20 protein-coding genes are annotated in these 20,931 nt (G+C 60.6%); 15 read left to right on the plus strand and 5 right to left on the minus strand.

The window, feature by feature from the left end:
* The 3 genes from VGG64_14555 to VGG64_14565 form a co-directional block, all read left to right on the plus strand.
* The coding region (locus VGG64_14555; protein ID HEY1600826.1) for an IS256 family transposase at positions 1 to 197 on the plus strand (197 nt) is incomplete at its 5' end.
* Between the two features lie 37 nt (positions 198 to 234).
* Positions 235 to 429: a hypothetical protein gene (locus VGG64_14560; protein HEY1600827.1), complete on the plus strand. Its 195-nt coding sequence runs from the start codon at positions 235 to 237 to the stop codon at positions 427 to 429.
* Between the two features lie 167 nt (positions 430 to 596).
* Positions 597 to 1,310, plus strand: a complete 714-nt coding sequence (locus tag VGG64_14565; GenBank protein HEY1600828.1) for a PEP-CTERM sorting domain-containing protein — start codon at positions 597 to 599, stop codon at positions 1,308 to 1,310.
* A 79-nt stretch (positions 1,311 to 1,389) separates the two neighbouring features.
* Here VGG64_14565 and VGG64_14570 read toward each other — a convergent pair whose 3' ends face one another.
* Positions 1,390 to 1,911 carry a hypothetical protein gene (locus tag VGG64_14570; protein HEY1600829.1) on the minus strand — a complete coding sequence of 174 codons (522 nt, stop codon included), beginning with the start codon at positions 1,909 to 1,911 and terminating at the stop codon, positions 1,390 to 1,392.
* 383 nt (positions 1,912 to 2,294) lie between these two features.
* On the opposite strand from VGG64_14570, the gene VGG64_14575 reads away from it, so the two are divergent.
* From VGG64_14575 to VGG64_14585, 3 genes are all read left to right on the plus strand, one after another.
* Positions 2,295 to 2,513: a hypothetical protein gene (locus VGG64_14575; protein HEY1600830.1), complete on the plus strand. Its 219-nt coding sequence runs from the start codon at positions 2,295 to 2,297 to the stop codon at positions 2,511 to 2,513.
* Between the two features lie 14 nt (positions 2,514 to 2,527).
* Positions 2,528 to 2,683, plus strand: coding sequence for a hypothetical protein (locus VGG64_14580; protein ID HEY1600831.1), 156 nt, complete (start codon positions 2,528 to 2,530; stop codon positions 2,681 to 2,683).
* 406 nt (positions 2,684 to 3,089) lie between these two features.
* The gene (locus tag VGG64_14585) at positions 3,090 to 4,322 is read left to right on the plus strand and encodes an LL-diaminopimelate aminotransferase (GenBank protein HEY1600832.1); all 1,233 of its coding nucleotides are present in this window, start codon (positions 3,090 to 3,092) and stop codon (positions 4,320 to 4,322) included.
* A 67-nt stretch (positions 4,323 to 4,389) separates the two neighbouring features.
* On the opposite strand, the gene VGG64_14590 is transcribed toward VGG64_14585, so the two are convergent.
* Entirely contained in the window at positions 4,390 to 7,566 is a 3,177-nt protein-coding gene (locus VGG64_14590) for a hypothetical protein (protein ID HEY1600833.1), read from the minus strand.
* 832 nt (positions 7,567 to 8,398) lie between these two features.
* Between VGG64_14590 and VGG64_14595 the strand changes: the two genes are divergently transcribed.
* The 5 genes from VGG64_14595 (at position 8,399) to gyrA (ending at position 15,062) form a co-directional block, all read left to right on the plus strand.
* Positions 8,399 to 8,971, plus strand: a complete 573-nt coding sequence (locus VGG64_14595) for a sigma-70 family RNA polymerase sigma factor (protein ID HEY1600834.1) — start codon at positions 8,399 to 8,401, stop codon at positions 8,969 to 8,971.
* A 75-nt stretch (positions 8,972 to 9,046) separates the two neighbouring features.
* Entirely contained in the window at positions 9,047 to 10,498 is a 1,452-nt protein-coding gene (locus VGG64_14600; protein HEY1600835.1) for a zf-HC2 domain-containing protein, read from the plus strand.
* A gap of 31 nt (positions 10,499 to 10,529) precedes the next feature.
* Complete coding sequence (locus VGG64_14605; GenBank protein ID HEY1600836.1) at positions 10,530 to 10,751, plus strand: CDGSH iron-sulfur domain-containing protein; 222 nt, start codon at positions 10,530 to 10,532, stop codon at positions 10,749 to 10,751.
* A 252-nt stretch (positions 10,752 to 11,003) separates the two neighbouring features.
* Entirely contained in the window at positions 11,004 to 11,846 is an 843-nt protein-coding gene (locus VGG64_14610; GenBank protein HEY1600837.1) for a hypothetical protein, read from the plus strand.
* Between the two features lie 408 nt (positions 11,847 to 12,254).
* Positions 12,255 to 15,062 carry a DNA gyrase subunit A gene (gyrA, locus tag VGG64_14615; GenBank protein HEY1600838.1) on the plus strand — a complete coding sequence of 936 codons (2,808 nt, stop codon included), beginning with the start codon at positions 12,255 to 12,257 and terminating at the stop codon, positions 15,060 to 15,062.
* An 87-nt stretch (positions 15,063 to 15,149) separates the two neighbouring features.
* On the opposite strand, the gene VGG64_14620 is transcribed toward gyrA, so the two are convergent.
* The gene (locus tag VGG64_14620) at positions 15,150 to 16,055 is read right to left on the minus strand and encodes an alpha/beta hydrolase (GenBank protein HEY1600839.1); all 906 of its coding nucleotides are present in this window, start codon (positions 16,053 to 16,055) and stop codon (positions 15,150 to 15,152) included.
* Positions 16,056 to 16,364: 309 nt separating this feature from the next.
* Here VGG64_14620 and VGG64_14625 point away from each other — a divergent pair, with 309 nt between their 5' ends.
* On the plus strand, positions 16,365 to 16,778 hold the full coding sequence (locus VGG64_14625; protein HEY1600840.1) for a hypothetical protein: 414 nt from the start codon (positions 16,365 to 16,367) through the stop codon (positions 16,776 to 16,778).
* A 140-nt stretch (positions 16,779 to 16,918) separates the two neighbouring features.
* On the plus strand, positions 16,919 to 17,584 hold the full coding sequence (gene rsmG / locus VGG64_14630; GenBank protein HEY1600841.1) for a 16S rRNA (guanine(527)-N(7))-methyltransferase RsmG: 666 nt from the start codon (positions 16,919 to 16,921) through the stop codon (positions 17,582 to 17,584).
* A gap of 39 nt (positions 17,585 to 17,623) precedes the next feature.
* On the opposite strand, the gene VGG64_14635 is transcribed toward rsmG, so the two are convergent.
* On the minus strand, positions 17,624 to 18,139 hold the full coding sequence (locus VGG64_14635; protein HEY1600842.1) for a putative molybdenum carrier protein: 516 nt from the start codon (positions 18,137 to 18,139) through the stop codon (positions 17,624 to 17,626).
* Between the two features lie 329 nt (positions 18,140 to 18,468).
* Here VGG64_14635 and ispE point away from each other — a divergent pair, with 329 nt between their 5' ends.
* Positions 18,469 to 19,377 (plus strand): 4-(cytidine 5'-diphospho)-2-C-methyl-D-erythritol kinase, encoded by a 909-nt coding sequence (gene ispE, locus VGG64_14640; protein ID HEY1600843.1) that lies wholly within the window; start codon positions 18,469 to 18,471, stop codon positions 19,375 to 19,377.
* Positions 19,378 to 19,402: 25 nt separating this feature from the next.
* Positions 19,403 to 20,110 carry a septation protein SpoVG family protein gene (locus tag VGG64_14645; protein HEY1600844.1) on the plus strand — a complete coding sequence of 236 codons (708 nt, stop codon included), beginning with the start codon at positions 19,403 to 19,405 and terminating at the stop codon, positions 20,108 to 20,110.
* A 34-nt stretch (positions 20,111 to 20,144) separates the two neighbouring features.
* Here VGG64_14645 and purQ read toward each other — a convergent pair whose 3' ends face one another.
* Entirely contained in the window at positions 20,145 to 20,930 is a 786-nt protein-coding gene (gene purQ, locus VGG64_14650) for a phosphoribosylformylglycinamidine synthase I (GenBank protein HEY1600845.1), read from the minus strand.
* Between the last annotated feature and the right edge of the window lies 1 nt (position 20,931).

Here is a 20,931-nt window from a genome sequence, read left to right on the forward strand (position 1 = left end):
CCTTCGCCACCGTGCGATTAAGACATCGACGGACCAAGGGAAGCGGCTCGCGAACCGCCTGCCTGACGATGGTCTTCAAACTAATGCAGTCCGCATCCAAAAGATGGCGGCTGCTGAACGGCTCACAACTGCTACCCGACGGGATCGCCGGAGTTCAATTCATCGATGGAATCAAACCCCAAGTAAATGCCGCCTGAAAACTTCCTATCCACAACTTATTGCAATATCTCCTCGATGGCCAAACGCCCAGAGTTCCTCATCAGGCTTTGGGGGCCGGACGTGACATGGGATTACGTCGAGAATGTCTGGTTCTGGGCGATGGTCGCCTACAAGCTGATCCTTTGGTTTTTCGTCCTGCTCGTTCTGTGGCTTACGCTCTGGGCTCGGCAATTGCGAAAGCAGGCTAGACGGACAGCGACAGGGCGGTAGTTCGGCAGGGGGGCACAAGCGATTCAACGGCTAAAAACCACGGCCGCCTTCAAGAAAAGCGTCCGGCGAATTGGCACAGAGCAGTTTGTGGGATGCTAGAATAGCCCCCAATCGAGTTCGCACAGACCTCGACCAAAACTCGACACGCCCAACATCGGAGCACGCTAATGAACACATTAAGGCTACTTTCGGCATTCGTCTCTTTGTTGGCACTGCACCTGCACGTAAAAGCTGCCTCGATTGGCGTCAACTTCTCCACCGACCCCATCGCCAACTTCAATTACGATCTGGCTCCCACCGACGTGACCGGCGTCGTTCCACAGGGAAACTGGAACAATGCCCATCAAACTGATGCGTCACTCTCCAACCTCATCGACGACCAAGGGAATTCAACAGGTGCATCGTTGACCGCTTGGAACCATAGTCCAACGACGACTACGGTCCCGACGGGCACGCCGACAGGTGACTTGTTGCACGAAGGGGACGCCTATTTTGGCAACGGATCAATCCAGGTGACGAACATCCCCTACGCCACTTACGATGTCTACGCCTACATTGCCGGGGGGTTGAACGGGTCAGGCCAATTCTTCGCCAATAGCAATTCTATCTACGACAACAATGGCACGTTGGGAGCCCTTTCCCCGCTAGCCAGCTTCATCCCGCCTGTTGGCAGCGATTACGGCAACTACATCTACTTTGCTGGCCTGACTGGCCCATCGCTCACGTTGTCCGGCATTGCAATCACCGGCACGCAGAGTCACGTCGTATTCGATGGCTTTCAAATCGTTCAGACCCCCGAACCGAGCAGCGTCATTCTCTTGGGATTCGGAGCCATGTGGTTGGTGGGCACAGTCCTGCGACGGGCACGATCTGCAAATTGAAGACCTTGCGTTAGTGGGATTCTCGCAACTCCCGCAGTCGTGATCCGACGACGGTAACGCCCGGCCGCTGAATGCTAGTTCATTTCACAGGCTCAATACTGTCCAGCAAAGCCTTGAATGCATCTCGTGGTTTGCAGTAACCCTCGGATTTATCCCGAGCAATCGACGATAGAATAATTTCGTTGAGCCGGTAGCCCACTTCAAATGAGGATACGTCTCCCTCGGCAAGCCAATCCGTCGCGTGGGCGATTAACTCATTCATCGAACCTGTGACCGAGCGGTCCAATGCCTTTGCAAAGCGAACTGTGCCGCTGGCAGGAGCGATGAAGCGGCGATAGACAAACTCTTGGCCGTCATCCGCCATGAATTCTCGAAGGGCACTCAACGCACGGCCAATGAAGTCACTGTCGTTCGTGATGCCCTTGCCGTACAGCACCGCGGAATAGAGGGATGGCGTGTTGCTGACGATGATGTATTGTGTTCGATCGGCGACGAACAGATGGGCGGACCAGTCGGCGAAGGGATTCTCGTCGGGGGGAAGGGTGCGTAATATGCCAGCCTTGATTTTGGTGGCAAGTTTTTGTGAGAGCCGGAAAATCATCGCTAGGCTACTTCCTTTCTGCGAGCCTTTTCCTCAGTGTCGTGTGCCTTTGGCCCGTATCCGCTTTCCTCACGGCCATACCGAGTGCTTTCTTCGTTCCGACCAGGACCACGAGCTGCTTGCCTCTGGTGATAGCCGTATAGAGCAAGTTCCTCTGGAGCATCAGGTAATGCTGGGGATGCAAGGGTATGACCACGCAGGGGAACTCCGAACCCTGACTTTTATGAATCGACAGGACGTAGGCAAGGGCTAGCTCATCGAGATCACCAAAGTCGTATTCCACTGCCTGCCCAGCCACAGCGGATGACGCACGGGCGCTGGCGGCATTGCATACCTCGGACGCGCAGGATCTTACACGCCGGCACGGACGCGGACCGTGGTCGATGAACACTTCGGCGAAGGGAGTGCTGCTCGCGTTGCGCACATCGCGCATCCTGGTCGCCAGCGAAGGTGCCGAGATCGTGGCCACGCTACGACTGACAACCAAAAAGCCGTGGGCGATCGATACGAAGTACTTTGCTCCTAGTAAAACGCCGCTCTATCTTCTGGCGATGGCGGTGGCTCCTGCTCGGCAACATCATGGTTGGGCCGAAAATGTTTAAAGCAGGCCGTGCGCGTGGCATACGGTTGGCCAGCCGATGCGGTTCGTCTCGACGCTTACGACGCGAGCGCCGGTGCCGGCGGCTTTTACTCGCACTGCGGTTTCTCGGAAGTGGGGCGGCCAGTGTATCGCGGTGCACCGCTCGTCTACTACGAGTTGCTGCTTGGCTAAAGATGCGAGTCGCGCATCGCGCGCTACCGAGTGGTGCTATGCACGTCCGCGTCATAGCCATTTCAGGCTTGCCCCTCGAAGCTTCCTGCTCGTGGCGTATCGGCTGCATGGAGAGAGGTTTGCCTACAAGCGAGATTCCAACACTGAAAAAACTGGCGCGTCGGGCGATAGTCGCCCGCTTGTTAGCCCGCACTTCCTCGGCTAATTTACGGACTCGCGGCGTGCCTGATCGGCCTCGCTGTAAATGCGGGCCCTTCATCCGGTCCGCCGCCGGCGGACCACCTTCTTCCGCGAGGAGAGAAGGGAGCTAAAGTGATCTTCTCGAAACTGATCAACAATTGACTGCATTTTCACGATCGACCGCACATTAACGATAGACTGCACACTAGCGATTGATTGCACAATTATGAGCGACCCTTACTTTCAGTCTCTCTTTGCCGAGCGCATTGGCGGCGTCAACTACGGCAAGGGGACCGAGATCTATAAGTTCGAGAAGATCAAACGAGCCAAGCGCAAGGCCCTGGCCGATCATCCCGAGCGGAAGCTGGTCGACTTCGGCATCGGCGAGAACGATGAGTTAGCGCCCGCGCCGGTTCGCACGGCGATGACCCGCGAGATCAGCCAGCCGGCTAATCGCGGCTATGCCGACAACGGCATCGCCGAATTCAAGGATGCGGTGGCCCGGCTGATGAAGCGCCGCTTTGGCGTCGAGCTCGATCCGGCCACCGAGGTGAATCACTGCATCGGTTCGAAGACGGCCCTGGCCATGCTGCCGGCCGCGTTCATCAATCCGGGCGATGTGACGTTGATGACCGTGCCAGGCTATCCGGTGGCAGGTACGCACACGAAATACTTCGGCGGCGAAGTGCATCGGCTGCCGCTGTTGGCCGAGAACGGGTTTCTGCCGGACTTGGAATCGATTCCGGCCGACATCGCGCGCCGCGCGAAGCTGCTGGTGATCAATTATCCCAACAGTCCTACGGGCCGGGTCGCCACGCGCGAGTTCTACGGCCGGGTAGTCGACTTCGCCAAGCGGCATAACATCGTCGTGGTACAGGACGCGGCGCACATTTTCCTGACGTACGAAGGTGAACCGCTCAGCTTTCTATCGGTGCCGGGAGCGAAGGACGTGGGCGTCGAAGTTCATTCGCTCTCAAAGGGCTACCACATGATCGGTTGGCGGATGGGCTGGGTCTGCGGCCATGCCAAGATCGTGCAAGCATTTGCCGACGTGAAAGACAACAACGACTCGGGCCAGTTCATCGCCATTCAAAAGGCGGCCGCAGCGGCGCTAGACGACGACGAGATCCCACGCCAGGTGCGCACCAAGTACGAACGGCGATTGCGCAAGCTGGTCGACGTGCTCACTCGTTGCGGCTTCGATTGCCGCATGCCGGGGGGAACCTATTTCCTCTACACCCGCAGCCCCAAGGGAATCAAGAACGGCCCCCGTTTCGACACGGCCGAAGCGGCCAGCCAATACCTGATCACCGAACACTCGATCTGCACAGTGCCGTGGGATGATGCGGGCGCCTACCTGCGATTCTCGGTCACCTACGAAGCGGCCGACGACAAGGCCGAAGATGCGCTGATGGCCGAGACCGAGAAACGGCTGAAGCAAATTCAGCCCGAGTTCTAAGGCCGTGACAGGGGTCGTGGTATTTCACGACGAAACAGCGACCTCGATCACGATCAAATGGCCTGGATTATTCCAAGCCATTCACACCCGCCAATGGGATCTGAGCGCCACCTACACGTCCGGTTTGCGTGCGCGGCATAAAGCGCGGTTCGACCATTACGCTCAGCCCGTAGTTTTTCTTGCTGGCGTCGACATTGCCTCCGACGCTCATCAAGAACGACTCGCCGACGCGGGTGAGCATGAACTGCTCGCCGATGTTACCGTTGTGCGCGACGTCAACTGTGGCCCCGGCAGACGAGATCCATTTCTCGCTCATGCGATAGCTGTACGAGCCGATGACCACTTCGCTATTGACCGGCGTGAAGGCGTTCGCGACGTTCGGGCCATTGATCGATTGGAATCCTAAATACAAGCTGCCGCGCGGCGGACGATTGACGAAGCCGCCGACGGTGGCGATCTTCTGGCCCTGATTGAAGAAGTCGAAGATGCCGTCCGACACGAGCGTCACGCGATCGCCGATATGCCAGGCAAAGTCATAGGTCGTGAGACCTACGAACGAGCCGAAGTCGTCGCGGTTGGCTTGCGGGAACAGCGAGGTCGAAAGGTTTAACGTGATCCAATCGATTATGTGTTGATTGCCCGGCAGACCGCGCTTGGTTTGCCAACGCTGTTTGAGGCCCAAGCGAATGGCAGTCATGTTACCAAGGATTTCCGGCGAGGCAGACGTGACCGAATTGCCCAAGCCATATCGCAAGGCGTAATAGCGCGGGTCCCATTGTGCCGGCACGGTGTTGGAGTTGAACGTATTAATGGCGAATCGACGATTGAACGCTTCGATATTGTCGTCGTCGATCGGATCGTACAGCGGCAAGTTCGTGAAATCCTGATTCGAACCGGCCCACGATGCGTCCATGTCGACCAGCACCTTGTGCGCGATGCCGTTGACGTTGAACAGCGTGCTTTGAATATTCGGATTCACGGCCCAGAACGGTAGCGTGGCCCGCACACCGAACTGACCCCAGGCGCGATTCATGGGGTCGCCAGGCACGCGGAAGTTCGCCGGACCTTGCAGAGTCTCATCCCAGTGCGCCAGTTGTCCCATGCCGTAGGGAACTACATTCACCCCTCCCACCTCGAAGGGCAAGTCGATTTCCTGCGTGGTAAAGTAGCGGCCCCCCTGCACGTTCGCTTCCCAAGGTAGCCAGTTGAATTTCGCTTCTTCGCTGGCATCGGTGGGTCGGGCCGCGATCCTCATGTTGGCGTAGCCCAGGCTGGAATGCTCGTACCAGGTGAGTCGTTCGTCGATCAGGTCCTGGCCGATCCAGAAATGGTCGAGTCGCGGCAACCATTGTGTCTGCGTAAACCAATCGTTGATCCGCGCGCTGGTTTGCACGTTCCACGTCGAGTTGCCGCGATACTGCTTCAGCATCAAGTCGGTGTCGTAGTCCTTGGCCTGGTCCCATTCACGTTCGAAATATTGCTCCAGGAAGTTGCGGTCCGAAATAAACCCGACCTCGCCGGTGAATTGGAAGTTGTTAGCCAGGTACTGGCGATGACGCCCGAGCAATTTATAGCGGTCCTCTTTGTCGGGCTCGGGCAGCAGGTTCATACGGTCGCTGCCCAACGTGTCGAGTCCTTTGTCGTGAATGCCCCAGAAATCGAGGAAGCCGTTGTAGGGTCCGTTCAGCCCGAACAGTTCCGAACCCTTCCAGCGATAGGCTGTTCCCACGGCCGGTCCGCGGGCCGTGAAGTAGTCGGTGCTGAAGGTCCAGTCCGTGCCGGGCAGTCGCTTCAGGCCGAACACCTGGTAGGCATCCCAATCCACGAGGAACTGCTGACCGAAAATGTGATCGCTCTTGAAGCGTGCCTGGCGGATATAGAAGTTCGATTGTTCGACGTCGTTCTTGATCACCGGCCAATAGAAGACGGGCACATTCTCTACAAACATGAAATTGTTCCGGCTCGTGATCATGCGATCGTGCTGCGTCTTCGCCTCGCCGGTCGCCGGGTCGATCTGGGGCTGATTCGTCACCGGGTCGATCAACGGCACCTCGTTGTCTTCGAACACCGCGTTCTTGGCCTGCAACCGATAGCCAGGCAGCGCCATGCGGCTGCTGGTGGCGTAAGTATTCTGCATGACGAAACGCCCGGGACCGGTCTGCGTAACGACATCGGCCCGCAGCCGCATCAAGCCGGCAAACTGCGGCGCCGGCGAGAGGATCTCGGCCGATAAGACCGTGCCCACCTGCTGGCGAACGTCGTAGTACATCCGCTGGGCATAAATCGTGCGATCCCCTTGGCGGAAAACGATGTTGCCCTCCATGTAGATTTCCAGCGGCACGTTGTCGGCCTGCATCGTTTCGCCGTTCATGCTCGTGGCCCCGGTCGTCCAGAGCACCATGTTGTCGGTCGAAATGTCGATCGTGCCTGGGGCCTGCATTCCGCTGATGATCACGGTCACGCCCTGGCGAATCTGGATGATGCTCTCGTTGCGAACCGGATCGTTGGTGGCCTGATAATTGGGGCGAACGCGGCTGCGCGGGAACGTCTGAATGCGGCGCATGCCCTGCGGTCCCCCCGGAGCACCGACAGCAGGAGGAGCAACCGTCTGCGCGACCATCACTGGCGCGCGATTGGACGAGCCGCCGCTGGTGCCAGCGGTGGTCGTCGTGCTTAGCCCGCCTGGCAGGCTGTACTGCGCCTGCTTGACCTGCCCATCGTCAGTGCCGTTGCGCCGCGCGAGGGCCTTGCGATACAGAGCCGGTTTGACTGCAGGTTCTGGTCCGGGATCGGCGACGCCTACGACCACGTCGGCACTCGAGTAAAACTCGTTGAGCCACGTTTTTGCGTCAAGTCCGTTCGTGGGCCGTTCGCCCGCCTGTACCGGCGCGTCTCCGTCGCTGACGACGACGTCGCCATCGAAGTAGGCGATCACTCGATTCATGGCGTCTTCGCCATCGGTCGCGCGCTTGATCCACAGCACGGCCTCGTTCGCCGTGGCACGCTGAAGTCCTTGCGCAACCACGCAATGGCCGTGCAGCACCCATACCTCGTGCGCGCCTAATTGCCACCGCTCGGCCTGATCGGCATCCACCGTGATGCGCGTGGCCGGGTCGGGCGGAGGCAACGCGATGTCGGCCGCCGCAGGTCGTGTCAGTCCGCCAAGCGCAACAAGAAGCGCCGCAGCGACCAACAACGCGCGACCGATCGTCGCGCCGCTATGAGGTCGTGAGCCGATTTCCACGTTCCGTTCGTTCTGCCCACCGACGGCCGCGCGTCCGACCGCAAACGCACGCTGATAGAGCCAGCCGCACACTGCGAAGACCGACCGCCACGCGCGCGCAGCAGAGGCGCGTGCGACATGATCGCGGCGCGCGCAGCGCAACCTCGGCGGTTGAGTGGTATCAGAACTTGTCAGCAGAGCGGCAACCTCGACAGAGCGCCAAGCGAACGCCGGCGCCCGTCCAAAACTTTCGCGCAGGAAATGCGCGAACTGAACGAAACTTCTTATGGGACGTGAACTTCGGTAGTAGAAGGGCCGCGGATTATAGGGGCAGGCTGGCTCGGCGGTCAAGGTAATTTGCGCGCCGAAGTACTGACCACAACTGATTGGTGACAAAGCCTTTGCGCTGCTATCAACAGACGCGTTCATCGACCCCCGCGCGACACCGACGGCGCGACCACGCAGAAGCCGCCTCTGATAGCATCCTGCCGACGAGCCGGTCGTACCACCGCCGAACTCGATTTAGAGGCGGCTAGCAACGCCCTGCCACCACGATTCAGCGAGCGCGCGGACCAAGCGCCCATCGCTGCCAGGAGATGGCTACCGCAGATCGCCGCCGCAACCCGTGCCCTGCTACGGCGTAAACGCGATGCCGGTCGCGCGAACCGCCGAATGGGTGAGGCGAACATCGCAAAGGTCTTGGTCGAACTGCCGTGATTTGACTTCCCCACACCCCCCCGAGATGATTGCAGGCCGGAGGGTTGGCGGCGTTGATTCGACCTGCGGTGGGAGTTCTGCAACGTGCTCCTGCCATTTACCGGGGAACTCTCGCCCTGCTTTGGGCGTCTCAATTGTGGCACCTGACAAAGACGACGACCGGTTGATCGACGAGACCCTGGCGGGCAACGCCGAGGCGTTCGGGCGGCTCGTCGGACGCTACCAAGACCGGTTGTACAACGCCATGGTACACATCTCGGGCTCGACCGAGGACGCCCGCGACATAGTGCAGGACGCTTTCGTGCAGGCATTTCTCAAGCTCGAAGGTTTCCGCCGCACCAGCGCGTTCTACACTTGGGTATACCGAATTGCGTTCAACGTCGCGGCTACCCGGCGGCGCCGCGAAAAAAACACTCTCTCGCTCGACGGTGATGCAACCGGGCGCATGCGCGACTTGGCCGATGGGGGCCCGGGACCTCACCAAAGGCTTGAACGAGAAGAACGGGCCGATCGCGTACAGGCGGCGCTTCGTTCGCTGGCCGACGAGTTTCGTGCGGTACTCGTCCTGCGCGAGATCGACGGCCACGACTATGATTCGATCGCGGAGATTCTGGATTTACCTGTCGGCACGGTCCGCAGCCGCCTGCATCGGGCCAGAGCTCAAATGCGAGAGCTGCTCAAGGAGGCAGTCGAGATCGAAAAGAAGTAGCTTGAGCGACTAACTTTGATCACGTCCAGGTTTGTCGGCAGGAAGAAGGATGCGCGTTTGTTGATCGTGTGAACCATGACAATGCTTTCCGACCAAGAACTAATCAGCGCTTACCTCGATGGCGAGCTGTCGGGCGAGGAACTTGCGCGCGCCGAGCATCTACTGACCACAAAACCCGACTGTCGGCAGCTGCTCGAAGAGCTTCGATCCTTACGAACGAGCATGCAGGCGTTGCCCCGGCAAAAACTGGAAAGTGGTTTTGCCGACGCAGTCTTGCGCCGCGCGGAACGAGAGATCCTGCAACCGACCCGTAGCGTGGCAACCACTGTACAAACGGTGCGGGATGACGAACGTCCGTCGATGGTTTCCTGGCAGCGTTGGCAAAGGCCTCTGGCCTGGTCGGCGCTGACGATCGCCGCGGCACTCCTGATCATGTTTTTTTCGCCCGACCAGCCGCGGCAAGTGGCAATGGCTCCTGCGCCGCCTGACGGTGAGTTGAACGCGCCGGCAGCGGTTGACATCGCGGCACGAAACGCCCCTCCCGCGGGCGCTCAAGAGCCGCACGCGATCCGCTTACCGGGGCAAAGTGGCCAGGTCGGCGAACCCGGTGAAACTCCCTATTTCGCACTATCAAAAAAGACCGAACAAGCTAACGAGAGTCTGCGATTCCAAGTTAACGCATCCATGGATGAACTATTGGTGATTCATTGTGATGTCCCGGCAGGAGTCGACGGCGAACAGGCATTGCGCGAGATACTGGCCACCCAAGACATCCGATGGGAAGGCGCCACGGCGAACGACAAAGCACGAGCACGCGGATTCGCCAAACCATCGGCCAATCACGACAAGGACGTCGCCGTCCGCAGCCCAGCCCGCGACGCGGCCGAGCAGGAGCCGCCACAGGACGCGATCTACGTCGTCGCCGACTCGCAGCAACTTACCGATACGCTGGGCGCTATGGCATCGAATGACTTGCTGCGCCGTTTTGTCGTCGAACATGTGCCGGCCTTTGGCGAAGCGCTCGTCGGTTTCAACAGCCCTGCGCTGAAACCTGCCGAGGCAGCGCCTGCGGATCAGGCCGTTGCGAGCGGCGAAGCCACATCAAAGACCAGCTCCGGCGCCGCCTCAGGGGGCGCCATCCCGGCGATGGCCGGCAAACCAGACGACGCGCAGCCCTCGCTCGGTAAACGTGATGCGCAAGGCGGACGCGACTTAGATGCGGCAGCCGATCGAAAGGCCCCTAAGACAAGCGAACTGGCCGCCCCTGGCCAGCGTGGCGAGGCAATCCATCAGGGCCGCGCAGCCCGGGTTGATCTGGCTGAGTTCGAATCGCAGATGCAATTGCCTGCCGCCTCGGTACGAGCGCGCCCGCTGCCCACCGATCAAAACGCCGAGCAAGCGCCTACTGAGCCGTCTGCGGACGACGCTTCCAAGGACGAAAAACAATTGCAGGCGCCGCGAGCGCAACAGCGAGCGTTGTTCCTACTCCGCGCGGTGCCGCAACCTGCGACCGAAGCCAAGCCGTGAACGATCGCCTTTACCGACCGGGAACCTCGCCATGTCAGAATTCAAAATCCGTTGCCGCGAAAATGGGCCGCTCGTGATCGAGGGACCGGTGTCGATCGTCGACCATCAGGGAAACCCCTTTGCCATTGCGGGCGACAAGCCGGCCGTCGCGCTCTGCCGTTGCGGCCAGTCCGCTAAGAAGCCATTCTGCGACGGATCGCACCGCACCAGCGGGTTCGCGGCGGCAAACCTGGCAACCGAAGGTTCTTCTTGATCGCGCGGCGGCTTCGGGCCAAATCATCGACACGTTTTCCCCAACCTGCGGTGAGACGTGCATTCGAAAAATCGGGCACGATTTGCCCTGTTTTCCGCCCTGTATCGACTGCATCGACATGGCCGATCGGACAAAGTCGACCAGCCGGTGGACGCCTCGCGCCGTCGTTGTATAACCGATGGTTCGCTCGCGTGGCGGCGTTGCCCGCAGTGCTTGACGCTACTCGCAACTCAGGAAAGGAAGCCCTCGCCAATGGACGAGCCGCTGGGACTGGCTGTCGCGCTGGAAGAGGAAACGTCGCTGGCTTATCTCAAGCAATGGGACCGGTTGGTCAGCTCGACCAATTGGGAAAAAGGGCGCATCATCCACGAGTGGCGCACCGCGCTCGTTGCCTCGCAAGCCGCCGCCACCCAATATTCGGACGAGGCCTGGAGCCGTCGCGCCGGCAACGTCAGCGGCCAACACGTAGGGCGCCTGCGCCGCGTCTTCGAGCGATTTGGCTCTGTAAGCAGCAGCTACCCCGATCTGTATTGGAGTCATTTCCAAGCGGCGCTCGATTGGAACGACGCCGAGATGTGGCTCGAAGGCGCCATCCAGAGCGGCTGGTCCGTTTCGCAAATGCGCTCGTCGCGATGGCTGGCGATGGGAGCTCCCGACGAGTTGCGTCCCAGCGAGTCGGACGTCATTAGCGGCGAACTGGACGAAGACTTCTCGGCAGACCAGCAGCCGACGTCCGAAATTGTCGAACCGGCCGAGCGCGCGCAGGGCTCCTTCGAGGGAACCACTGGGCCGGACTATAGCGAGGGGCCGGATTTCGGCGACTCAGGACCGCGCTCCGGAGACGAAGCTGGTGATGCTGCGGCTGTCGGCGTGCCGTTCGATGCCGATGCGGCCCAGTATCCCGGTGATCCGAGCGCGCCTGTGGTGCGCCCCTTCGAGAATCTGGCCGAGTTGCCCCCCGACCTGGCCGAGTCGTTCGAGAACTTCAAGCTCACGATCCTGCGTCACAAGGTGGCCGGCTGGACGGAAGTTTCTCGCGATGACGTGTTGGCGGTCCTGGACGCACTGCGACACTTCGCCTGCGCTCCGTCCTAGGCTAGACGAACATCCCAACGCAATTCGGCGCGAAGCGATTCGAAAACCAATTGCGACGAGCAAGCCGACCTCGAAATTGGGGTGCAAATTCGTCGCGTGGCGCGTTTTTTCATGCCGAAGGTGGCCACGGCAGCCCGCCGTGGCCTGCAACTGTTTTCGGTCACTATTGTCGGTCAGCAACCGTTACGAGATCGTGTTGAACCAGGGATTGAATCCTCTCGCCGGAAGATACGATGGCGCCAGTAGTTGTGGCGACACGTTTTCACCGCCGGTCATTGTGAGAATGGCTCAAAAACGCTATACTTTTGGGCTGTTTGTCCCACCCTGTTTTATGTTCGCCAGAGCCCGCCGGAGGCGGGTTGATCGTCCTGTGATCAACTCTGGCACGGTTGCCGAAAGGACGCTGTTTTGGCTGACGAACCCGAGACCCCGGACGATGGTGACGAAGAGTCTCTCAAAGCCCCTGGCGAAGGTCTGCCACCTGCCGAAGTCAATGCGGGGCGCGTGATCGATCTGGCGATCGAAGACGAGCTCAAGGACAGCTACCTGACCTACGCCATGAGCGTCATCGTCAGCCGCGCGTTGCCCGATGTGCGCGACGGCCTGAAGCCTTCGCAGCGCCGTATCCTGGTGGCGATGAATGATCTCAGCCTGACGCCCGGCGCCAGTCGCGTGAAGTGCGCCAAGATTTCGGGCGATACCAGCGGCAATTATCATCCGCACGGCGAAAGCGTGATTTATCCCACGCTGGTGCGCATGGCCCAAGAATGGAACATGCGTCACGTGTTGATCGACAAGCAGGGCAACTTTGGTTCGATCGCTGGATTGCCGCCGGCTGCCATGCGATACACCGAAGCCCGCATGTCGGCGATCGCGGCACTGCTGCTCGACGATTTGAAACTCGACACGGTCGATTTCGTACCGACCTACGACGAACGGCGTACGGAACCGACCGTATTGCCGTCCAAGTTTCCCAATTTGCTCGTCAACGGCTCCAACGGCATCGCCGTCGGCATGGCCACGTCGATCCCGCCGCACAATCTGGGCGAGGTTTGCGCCGCGGCCGTCAAGGTGATCGACGATCCGGAAGTTTCCGTCGACGAATTGCTCGAGATTATACCAGGTCCCGACTTCCCCACGGGCGGCATCATTTGCGGACGGGCCGGAATCCGACAGGGCTATCATACCGGACGTGGCACGGTAGTCGTCCGCGCGCGAGCCCGCATCGAAGAGCATAACAAGGGGCGTTACCGCATCGTCGTGACCGAGATCCCGTTCCAGCAGACGCGCGATCGCATCGAAGAGCGGATCGCCGAGTTGGTGAACGAAGACCGAATCGTGGGCATCTCGGCCATCCGCAACGAGAGTGACCTGAAAGAGCCGGTGCGCCTGATCCTCGAGATCAAGCGCGATGCCGATCCGGAAGTCGTCCTCAATCAGCTCTACCAGTTCTCACCACTGCAAGACACTTTCTCGCTGATCTTTCTGGCACTGGTCGACGGCAAGCCGCGCACGCTGTCGATCAAGGAATTGCTCCAGGAATTCATCCGCCATCGGGCGCAGGTGATTCGACGACGCACGCAATTCTTGCTGGCCAAGGCTCGGCAGCGCAAGCACACAGTCGAAGGGCTATTGCTGGCCCACGCCAATATCGACGAGGTTATCCGCGTCATCCGCACGTCGGCCACGCTGGCCGAGGCCAAGGCCCGCTTAATGGGCATCGAATGCCCGGCCGCGCTCATGCGCCGCGCGCTCGGCGAGGCGGGCTTCGCGTCGTTCACTTCGGAACGAGGCGATCGTGAAAGTTACACACTCACCGCTGTGCAGGCCGACGCTATCCTCAAGATGACGTTGGGGCAATTGGTAAATCTCGAGCAAGAGAAGCTGGGAGGGGAATACCAGAACCTGCTCAACGAGATCACGGAATACCTCCGCATTCTCTCCGACGAAAAGAACATCCGCGACATTATCCGCGAGGATCTTCAGGAGCTGCGCCGCAAGCACAGCGACGAGCGCCGTACCGAGATCAGCGGCGACGAGGTCGGCAATATCGACCTCGAAGACCTCATCGCTGAAGAGAACATGGTGGTCACGATCAGCCACCAAGGTTACATCAAGCGCACGCCGGCCAGCACCTATCGCGCCCAGCGTCGCGGTGGCAAGGGAATGAAGGGGGCCAAGAGCGAAGAAGAAGACCCCATTCGCCATTTGTTTGCCGCCAGCACGCACGACTACCTGCTGTTCTTCACCAATCGTGGCAAGGTCTATTGGCAGAAAGTTTACGGCCTGCCGCAGTTATCGCGCGAAAGCCGCGGACGCGCCGTCGTGAACCTGCTGAATTTTGCCGAAGGAGAGAAAATCGCCGACTGCCGTGCGGTCCGCGATTTCTCGCAGCCGGATCACTATCTGATGATGGCTACCCGACGGGGGCTGGTGAAGAAAACGCCGTTGATGCAATACAGCCGTCCGCTGAAAGGGGGCATCATCGCCATCAAGCTCAAGGAAGACGACGAGCTGGTCGACGTGGCCGTCACGCAGAAAGGGGACGAGGTGGTCCTCTCTACCAAGCATGGCATGGCGATTCGTTTTAACGAGGCCGACGCGCGGCCGATGGGGCGTAACACCAGTGGTGTCAAAGGCATCAGCCTTGCCAGCGACGACGAGTTGGTCGGCATGGTCGTGGCCGATCCGGACGCCACCCTGCTAACGGCCTGCGAGAATGGCTACGGCAAGCGGACCCCCTTCGGGCCGAACAGCGGCGAACCGCCGGCCTCGGCCGGTGACGAAGCTATTGCTGACGATAGTCTGGCTCACGACATGGATGCCGCTCCGGAGCCGGACGTGCCAGAGCCTGCCGAAGCGGAAGAAGGCGAAGGGGCCGATGCCGGCAGTTCGTCACACCGCTACCGGACGCAGCGCCGCGGCGGCAAGGGATTGCGCGACATCAAGACGACCGATCGCAACGGTCCTGTCGTCGGCGTGGTCAGCGTCCGCAATGAAGACGAAGTGCTGATGATGACCTCGCGCGGCAAAATCCAGCGGCTGGTCGCAGGCGATATCAGCTTGATCGGCCGCAACACGCAGGGCGTGCGGATTATGAGCCTCGACGAAGCCGACACGTTGGCAGCAGTCGTGCGGGTTCCCAGCGACGAGGCGGAAGGGGAAGCGACCCCGACCGATGAAACACCAGAATTACCCGCCGAACCGGCATCCTAAGCGCGGAGCCACGAACGAGAATCGCTGCAATAAAGACCGCCGATCGACTTCATGACTCGGCGATCGGCGGCCATCGTTTTGCAATAGCTACCGCGTCGTCAACCAGCTGACCATGGCCTTGGTCACGTGATCGGCGGCGTCCTGCTGGACAAAATGGTTGGCGCCGGGGATCGTGATTAGCGTTAGATCCTGGTCCAGCCAATCCCACGTCCCCGCCAAGGCACCCGGCAACAGTGCCGAATCCTTCAAGCCGTGGAACATCAGCACCGGGCACTTGATCGGCGGGTAGGGACGCGTCTCGTCGTACGTGTACGGCTCGGGCGGGTAGTTGGCTTTGTAGTAGTTCAACATCCCTTCCATGCTGGAGCGCTTGAAAGCCTCGAGATACTTCTCGCGCGCGGCGGGGTCCTTGACCCAAAACACCAACATCTCGGGCGTCATCTTCGACGCCGCGTCGGGCGCCTGGAAGTTGCGAGCGTATTGGCTGTTCTTTTGTTGCGCTGGATTGTTGGCCAGCTCCCGGGTCAAGCCCTTGGGATGCGGTAGATTCAAAATCACCAGGCGATCGACTTTGTCGGGATGTGTCATGGCGTAGGTCCAAGCGACCATGCCGCCCCAATCGTGACCGACGATAATCGCCTTGTCGGCCTTGAAGTGCTTGACCACCGCGTCGATGTCAGCCACCAGCTTGTCCATTTTGTAGTTCTCGACTCCCTCGGGCTGGTCGCTCTTGTTGTAGCCGCGCATATCGACCGCCACGACCTGGAAGTGTTTGGCCAGCTCTGGCATCTGGGCGCGCCAGGTGTACCAGAAGTCGGGGAAGCCATGGATCAAAACCACGAGTGGGCCTTTGCCAGCCGTGACGTAATGAATCTTCACGCCGTCGGAATCGACAAAGCCATCTTCCCCCAGCTCTTCGGCCGCCGCGGACTGCCACGCGAACGCCAACAAAGCCGGGGCAATTGCGGACAGCAGCACCAGTTTGAACAACATGGCAGAATCTCCCTTAGCGATCGGCTGTCACCGCTGCCACGCAAGAGTGCGCGCGAACGTCATGGCGACAGCAGAGAACGACGAAGTGTTGGATCGAAATGCGCAAACTCCTGCCCAGTTCGAGCAGCATAGTTGCCCAAACTTGGGTCGTCAAATTTCGGCGACTGTAGCGGACTTGACGGACAGCAAGAACTGCAATGGCCGCCCATCGATTCCTACAGCTAATCGGATGAGAATTACACCTGCGCGACGTCTGTGCCAAAAGCTGCATTCGACAATAGCCCACGGTGCCCGGATATAATCGCCGTTATGCCCGCCACTTTGCCCACCCGCCGCCGCTGGTTTCAGTTCGGGCTGGGAACGATGCTCCTGGTCATTACTGCGCTGGCCGTCGGGTTAGGTTGGGAGCTGAATTTCGTGCGCGCCCGCCGGGCTTTTGACATGCGGGCAAGAGCAGAAGGAGCGGGGTACGCCTTCCCTGCTTCCGCGAGCCTCAGCGCGAGCTGGCCCGAGGCAATGCGGGACGGCGAATACGAAACGCGCTGGCCACCTCGTGTTCCAATGTGGCGAGAATGGCTTGGCGATCAACCCTACGGGCTGGTCATGGTGCCAGACGCGTGGCCAAAAAAGGAAGCGGCAAACGTCGAACGCTTGTTCCCAGAATCGTTCGTATTCTGGCGAGGCAAACGGCTGCTCGCTGCGGAGGGTGCGGCTCCACGCTAGGCATTTCCCGATCCTGGCCCCGGTGGACGCGGCTGCCGGTTCCAGCGATAGTAGTTCGTTGCCGCGCCGTGATGCTTCGGCCTTGGTTGCCAACGCGCTCTCGGTGCCGATTGACCAAATGATTCCTGTGTAGCCGCCCAATGTCTGAAGACACCGCTCAAACTCCCACGACCGATACGCTGACCGCGGCCTTGGCGAGGTACGCCATCGAACTGCCTCCCGAGCAGGTCGACCGGCTCGATCATTATTGCCGCTTGCTGTGGGACTGGAATACCAAGCTGAATCTGACGCGGCACGATGACTACGAAAAGTTTGTCGCGCGCGACATGGTCGACACGCTCGAGTTCTGCAAAGTTTTAGGGCCCGATGAACGGGTGCTCGATGTCGGCACAGGGGGCGGGGTGCCTGGAATCGTCTTGGCGATCGTGCGACCCGACTTGAAGGTCACCCTGGCCGAGTCGGTAGGCAAAAAAGCGCGGGCCGTCGCCGAAATCGTCCGCGAACTGGGTTTGGCCGTGCAAGTTCATCCGGGGCGCGCCGAGGACTTGCTCGCGCACCACAAATATCAATCGTTAGTGATCCGCGCCGTGGCACCGCTGGCCAAACTGTTGCGGTGGTTCGCTCCCTTCTGGGGGTCGTTCGAGCGGCTGCTGGTGATCAAAGGGCCGGCCTGGGTCGACGAACGGCACGCCGCCCGCGAGGCCGGTCTGCTCACGGGACTGCGGCTACGCAAGGCCGGATCCTGGCCGCTGCCAGGCACACAGTCCGAAAGCGTGCTGCTCGAGCTGCGCATTCGGGACCTCTAGCTACTGTCGATCGCCCCGGCGCCGGCTGAAGCTCTTTGCTCAGTGCGCCCACTCGAAGATGCGCCGGAGCACGCGCGACACCGCCTCGTAAATCAGCGGATCGATCGAGGCGCGCGGGCCGGCGACATTCAACACCGCGGGCCGCACTTCCAAGATCCATACCGTAGCAAGCCTGGTTGCCGACGGTTCGTCGTGTTTCACCAGGTCGAGGTGCAGGACCGGTTTGCCTCGCTCCTGCGCCAGAAACAGCGTCAATGCCGAGCCGCCGGTTAGCGGGCCGTGCGACAGGATCAGCGTGGCGTCTGAGTCGCGTACGTTCAGCTCAGTCCGATCGGCCAGGTGCGATGAACTGGCCTCGCGCACCTGATATTGCGGCGCCAGCGGTCCATCTTCGGCCCAGCGACCTCGCGGCACCCAACCGCTATGTTCGATCCCAAGCGCGATAGCAACGTCCAGCGCCGCGCGATCGGCACCTGTCTGCCCACCTGAGATGATTCGTCGCACGACGTCCCGCATGGCGCTGCCGTCTTCGATTGGGGGCCGCGATGCTGGCATAATTCAGCGTTCGTATGGCCTGTGCAATTCGGACCACAATTACGACCAATTCTGCACAAGTGACGATCTCAATATAGCTGCAGATGGGGGGGCTAAGGCGCTTTCGGACGCTCGACAGCGTGTCGCCGAGGCAAGCACGATCGGGGCGGATCGTCGGGCGTTCTGCACGGCCCAACCTTCGCGGATGTTCAGATTGACCCACTTGTCGCAAATAGCTAAAATTTCACGGCGAAACCGGAGACCCGCGCGCCCAGATTGCCATCATCAAGCTCGTTGACGTTTTTCGTGCGTCGGGACAATTCGCTCCGCACAGATCGGGAACGCGTAGGATGCACGTTCACCGGACTTTGCCGGTGGTTACTGTCTTTGCACCGGCAAAGCTCAATCTTTTTCTGGAAATCTTAGGGAAGCGCAACGACGGATTCCATGAGATCGAAACTCTCATGGTTCCTGTTGGGCTGTCTGATTCCCTAGCCTTTCAGCCGACGCGTGGCGACGACATCGAGTGCGATTGCCATTGGCACTATTCGCGGCTGGCATTGCGGGCTGGCACAGCCGTAACGGCAGCTCTGACTGACGACAATCTGGTCGTGCGAGCAGCAAGACGGCTGCGCGAGGCGGCCGGCATCTCTTCAGGGGCTTCGATGACGCTCGTCAAGCGAATCCCGATGGCGGCTGGCATGGCCGGCGGCTCGAGCGACGCGGCCGCGGCGCTCGTGGCGGCCAACATCGGCTGGGGGCTCAATTGGCCAGTCGCGCGCTTGAGCGAGATTGCCTCGGAGCTTGGCAGCGACATAGCGTTTTTCCTGCAGGGGCAACCGGCGGTTTGCCGTGGCCGGGGCGAGCAAGTTGCGGCGCAAGCGGGACTGGCGCCACTCGACTTCGTCATAGTTCAGCCACCGGCTGGACTTTCGACCGCCGAAGTGTATGCCCATTGTCGCCCCGCATCGACACCGCGCCCGGTGGGCGCACTCGTCGAGGCCTGGCGGCGCGGACGCCCTGTTGAAGTAGGGCGCCTGCTCTACAACCGGCTGGAAGACGCGGCCGCCACGATCTCACCGTGGATCCAACGGCTGCGCGCAGAATTCGATCGACTTGATTTTTTAGGGCACCAAATGACGGGTAGCGGCAGTGCTTATTTCGGCATTTGTCGCCATGCAAAACATGCCCGGCGGTTGGCGGCCGCCCTGCGCAGCCGTGGGCTGACGCAGGTATTTGCGGTTTCCGGGCTGACCTGACAGACGCGAGGGAAGGAGAGCAGACGTGGAAATCACCGAAGTTCGAATCAAGCTCATGGAGGAGGCCGGCGAGCGCCTGCACGCCTTCTGTTCAATCACGCTGGACGACTGCTTTGTGATCCGCGACCTGAAGATCATCGAAGGCACGAACGGTCCATTCGTCGCGATGCCCAGCCGCAAGCTCACCGCGCATTGCGCGCAGTGCGGCTACAAGAATCATCTTCGCGCGCTGTACTGCAACCAGTGCGGCGGTCGGCTGAAAGAAGATCGGGCCATCAAGGACGAGGACGGGCGGGCGAAACTGTACGCCGATATCGCTCATCCGATCAACTCGCGCTGCCGCGAGATGATTCAGGACAAGGTGATTCAGCACTTTCAAGAAGAGCTGCGACAGTCGCAATTGCCCGGCTACGTGTCGAGCTACGATGACTTCGACGAAGACTTCTCACGGCCGCCGTCGCGCAACGCGGCTCCCGCGCGCGACGGGCGCGGATCCGCACCCCCACGCGACAAAACACCGCACCATGCCAGGCCCGAAAGACCAGAACCGACCCGAATCGACCGACCCAGAGCCGAACCGGTCCGCGTCGAGACGGTGCGGCCCGAGCAGACCAAGGTCGAACCGGCCGCACACGAGCCGCGCGCGCCGCACAAAGTCCCGACACCTCAGCATGTTAACACTCCTACGGCGGAAGCGCCGAAGGGCGACGGATTCGGAGCGGGCATTTTCTAGATTCGCCACGGGCGCCAAACACTCGTCGCGCGGCTTAGCCGAAATATTCCACAGCGTTGCGGAAAAGCCGTAGTCCGTCGCCTTCTGGGGAGCCTTCACCGCGTGTCCAGCGCGGATGCTGCGTGCGGTCGATATGCCGTTCGGGATGCGGCATGAAGCCGCACACCCGTCCCGTTGCATCGCACACGCCCGCAATACCAGCCACCGATCCGTTGGGATTGTCCGGGTAGCGTTCCGTGGACGCGTGAGTTCCCTCTGCCGCCGCGTACCGCATCACAACTTGGCCGCGCGCTTCGAGTGCGGCCAGCGTCTGGGCGTCGCGCGGCACGAACTTTCCCTCGGCATGAGCCACTGGCACGTACATGCTCTCGATGCCACGAAAGAAAACGCAATTCTTGCCGGTCACCGTCACTCGCACCCAGCGATCCTCGAACTTGCCCGAATCGTTCCAGGCGAGCGTGGCCGGAGGGTCGTCCGCGGTGCCAAGATCCGGAAACAGGATTCCCGATCGCAACAGAATCTGAAAGCCGTTGCAGATCCCCAGCACCAGCTTGCCGGCAGAGTGGAAGGCGCGCAACTGTTCGGCCAGATGATGGCGAATCTGGTTGCCGAAAATCCGCCCTGCCGCCACGTCGTCGCCGTAGCTGAATCCGCCTGGTATGCACAGGATCTGGAATTCGTCGAGCAACCGCGGGTTTTCCAACGCTCGGTTCACGTGCAGCGTGGTAGGCGATGCGCCCGCGCGTTCGAAGGCATACGCCGTCTCGACATCGCAGTTCGTGCCCGGGGCACGCAGGATTAAAGTTCGTGGTGTTGCCATA

The organism is Pirellulales bacterium (genome assembly GCA_036490175.1).
Lineage (GTDB): Bacteria > Planctomycetota > Planctomycetia > Pirellulales > JACPPG01 > JACPPG01.

Excerpts from the sequence above, each read along its gene's own strand:
- VGG64_14625 (HEY1600840.1), top strand. The coding sequence starts at position 16,365 with ATGCCCGCCACTTTGCCCACCCGCCGCCGCTGGTTTCAGTTCGGGCTG.
- VGG64_14570 (HEY1600829.1), bottom strand. The coding sequence starts at position 1,911 with ATGATTTTCCGGCTCTCACAAAAACTTGCCACCAAAATCAAGGCTGGC.
- VGG64_14610 (HEY1600837.1), top strand. The coding sequence starts at position 11,004 with ATGGACGAGCCGCTGGGACTGGCTGTCGCGCTGGAAGAGGAAACGTCG.
- VGG64_14635 (HEY1600842.1), bottom strand. The coding sequence starts at position 18,139 with ATGCCAGCATCGCGGCCCCCAATCGAAGACGGCAGCGCCATGCGGGAC.
- VGG64_14600 (HEY1600835.1), top strand. The coding sequence starts at position 9,047 with ATGACAATGCTTTCCGACCAAGAACTAATCAGCGCTTACCTCGATGGC.
- rsmG (HEY1600841.1), top strand. The coding sequence starts at position 16,919 with ATGTCTGAAGACACCGCTCAAACTCCCACGACCGATACGCTGACCGCG.
- VGG64_14560 (HEY1600827.1), top strand. The coding sequence starts at position 235 with ATGGCCAAACGCCCAGAGTTCCTCATCAGGCTTTGGGGGCCGGACGTG.
- VGG64_14575 (HEY1600830.1), top strand. The coding sequence starts at position 2,295 with ATGAACACTTCGGCGAAGGGAGTGCTGCTCGCGTTGCGCACATCGCGC.
- purQ (HEY1600845.1), bottom strand. The coding sequence starts at position 20,930 with ATGGCAACACCACGAACTTTAATCCTGCGTGCCCCGGGCACGAACTGC.
- ispE (HEY1600843.1), top strand. The coding sequence starts at position 18,469 with ATGCACGTTCACCGGACTTTGCCGGTGGTTACTGTCTTTGCACCGGCA.
- VGG64_14585 (HEY1600832.1), top strand. The coding sequence starts at position 3,090 with ATGAGCGACCCTTACTTTCAGTCTCTCTTTGCCGAGCGCATTGGCGGC.
- VGG64_14605 (HEY1600836.1), top strand. The coding sequence starts at position 10,530 with ATGTCAGAATTCAAAATCCGTTGCCGCGAAAATGGGCCGCTCGTGATC.
- VGG64_14620 (HEY1600839.1), bottom strand. The coding sequence starts at position 16,055 with ATGTTGTTCAAACTGGTGCTGCTGTCCGCAATTGCCCCGGCTTTGTTG.
- VGG64_14565 (HEY1600828.1), top strand. The coding sequence starts at position 597 with ATGAACACATTAAGGCTACTTTCGGCATTCGTCTCTTTGTTGGCACTG.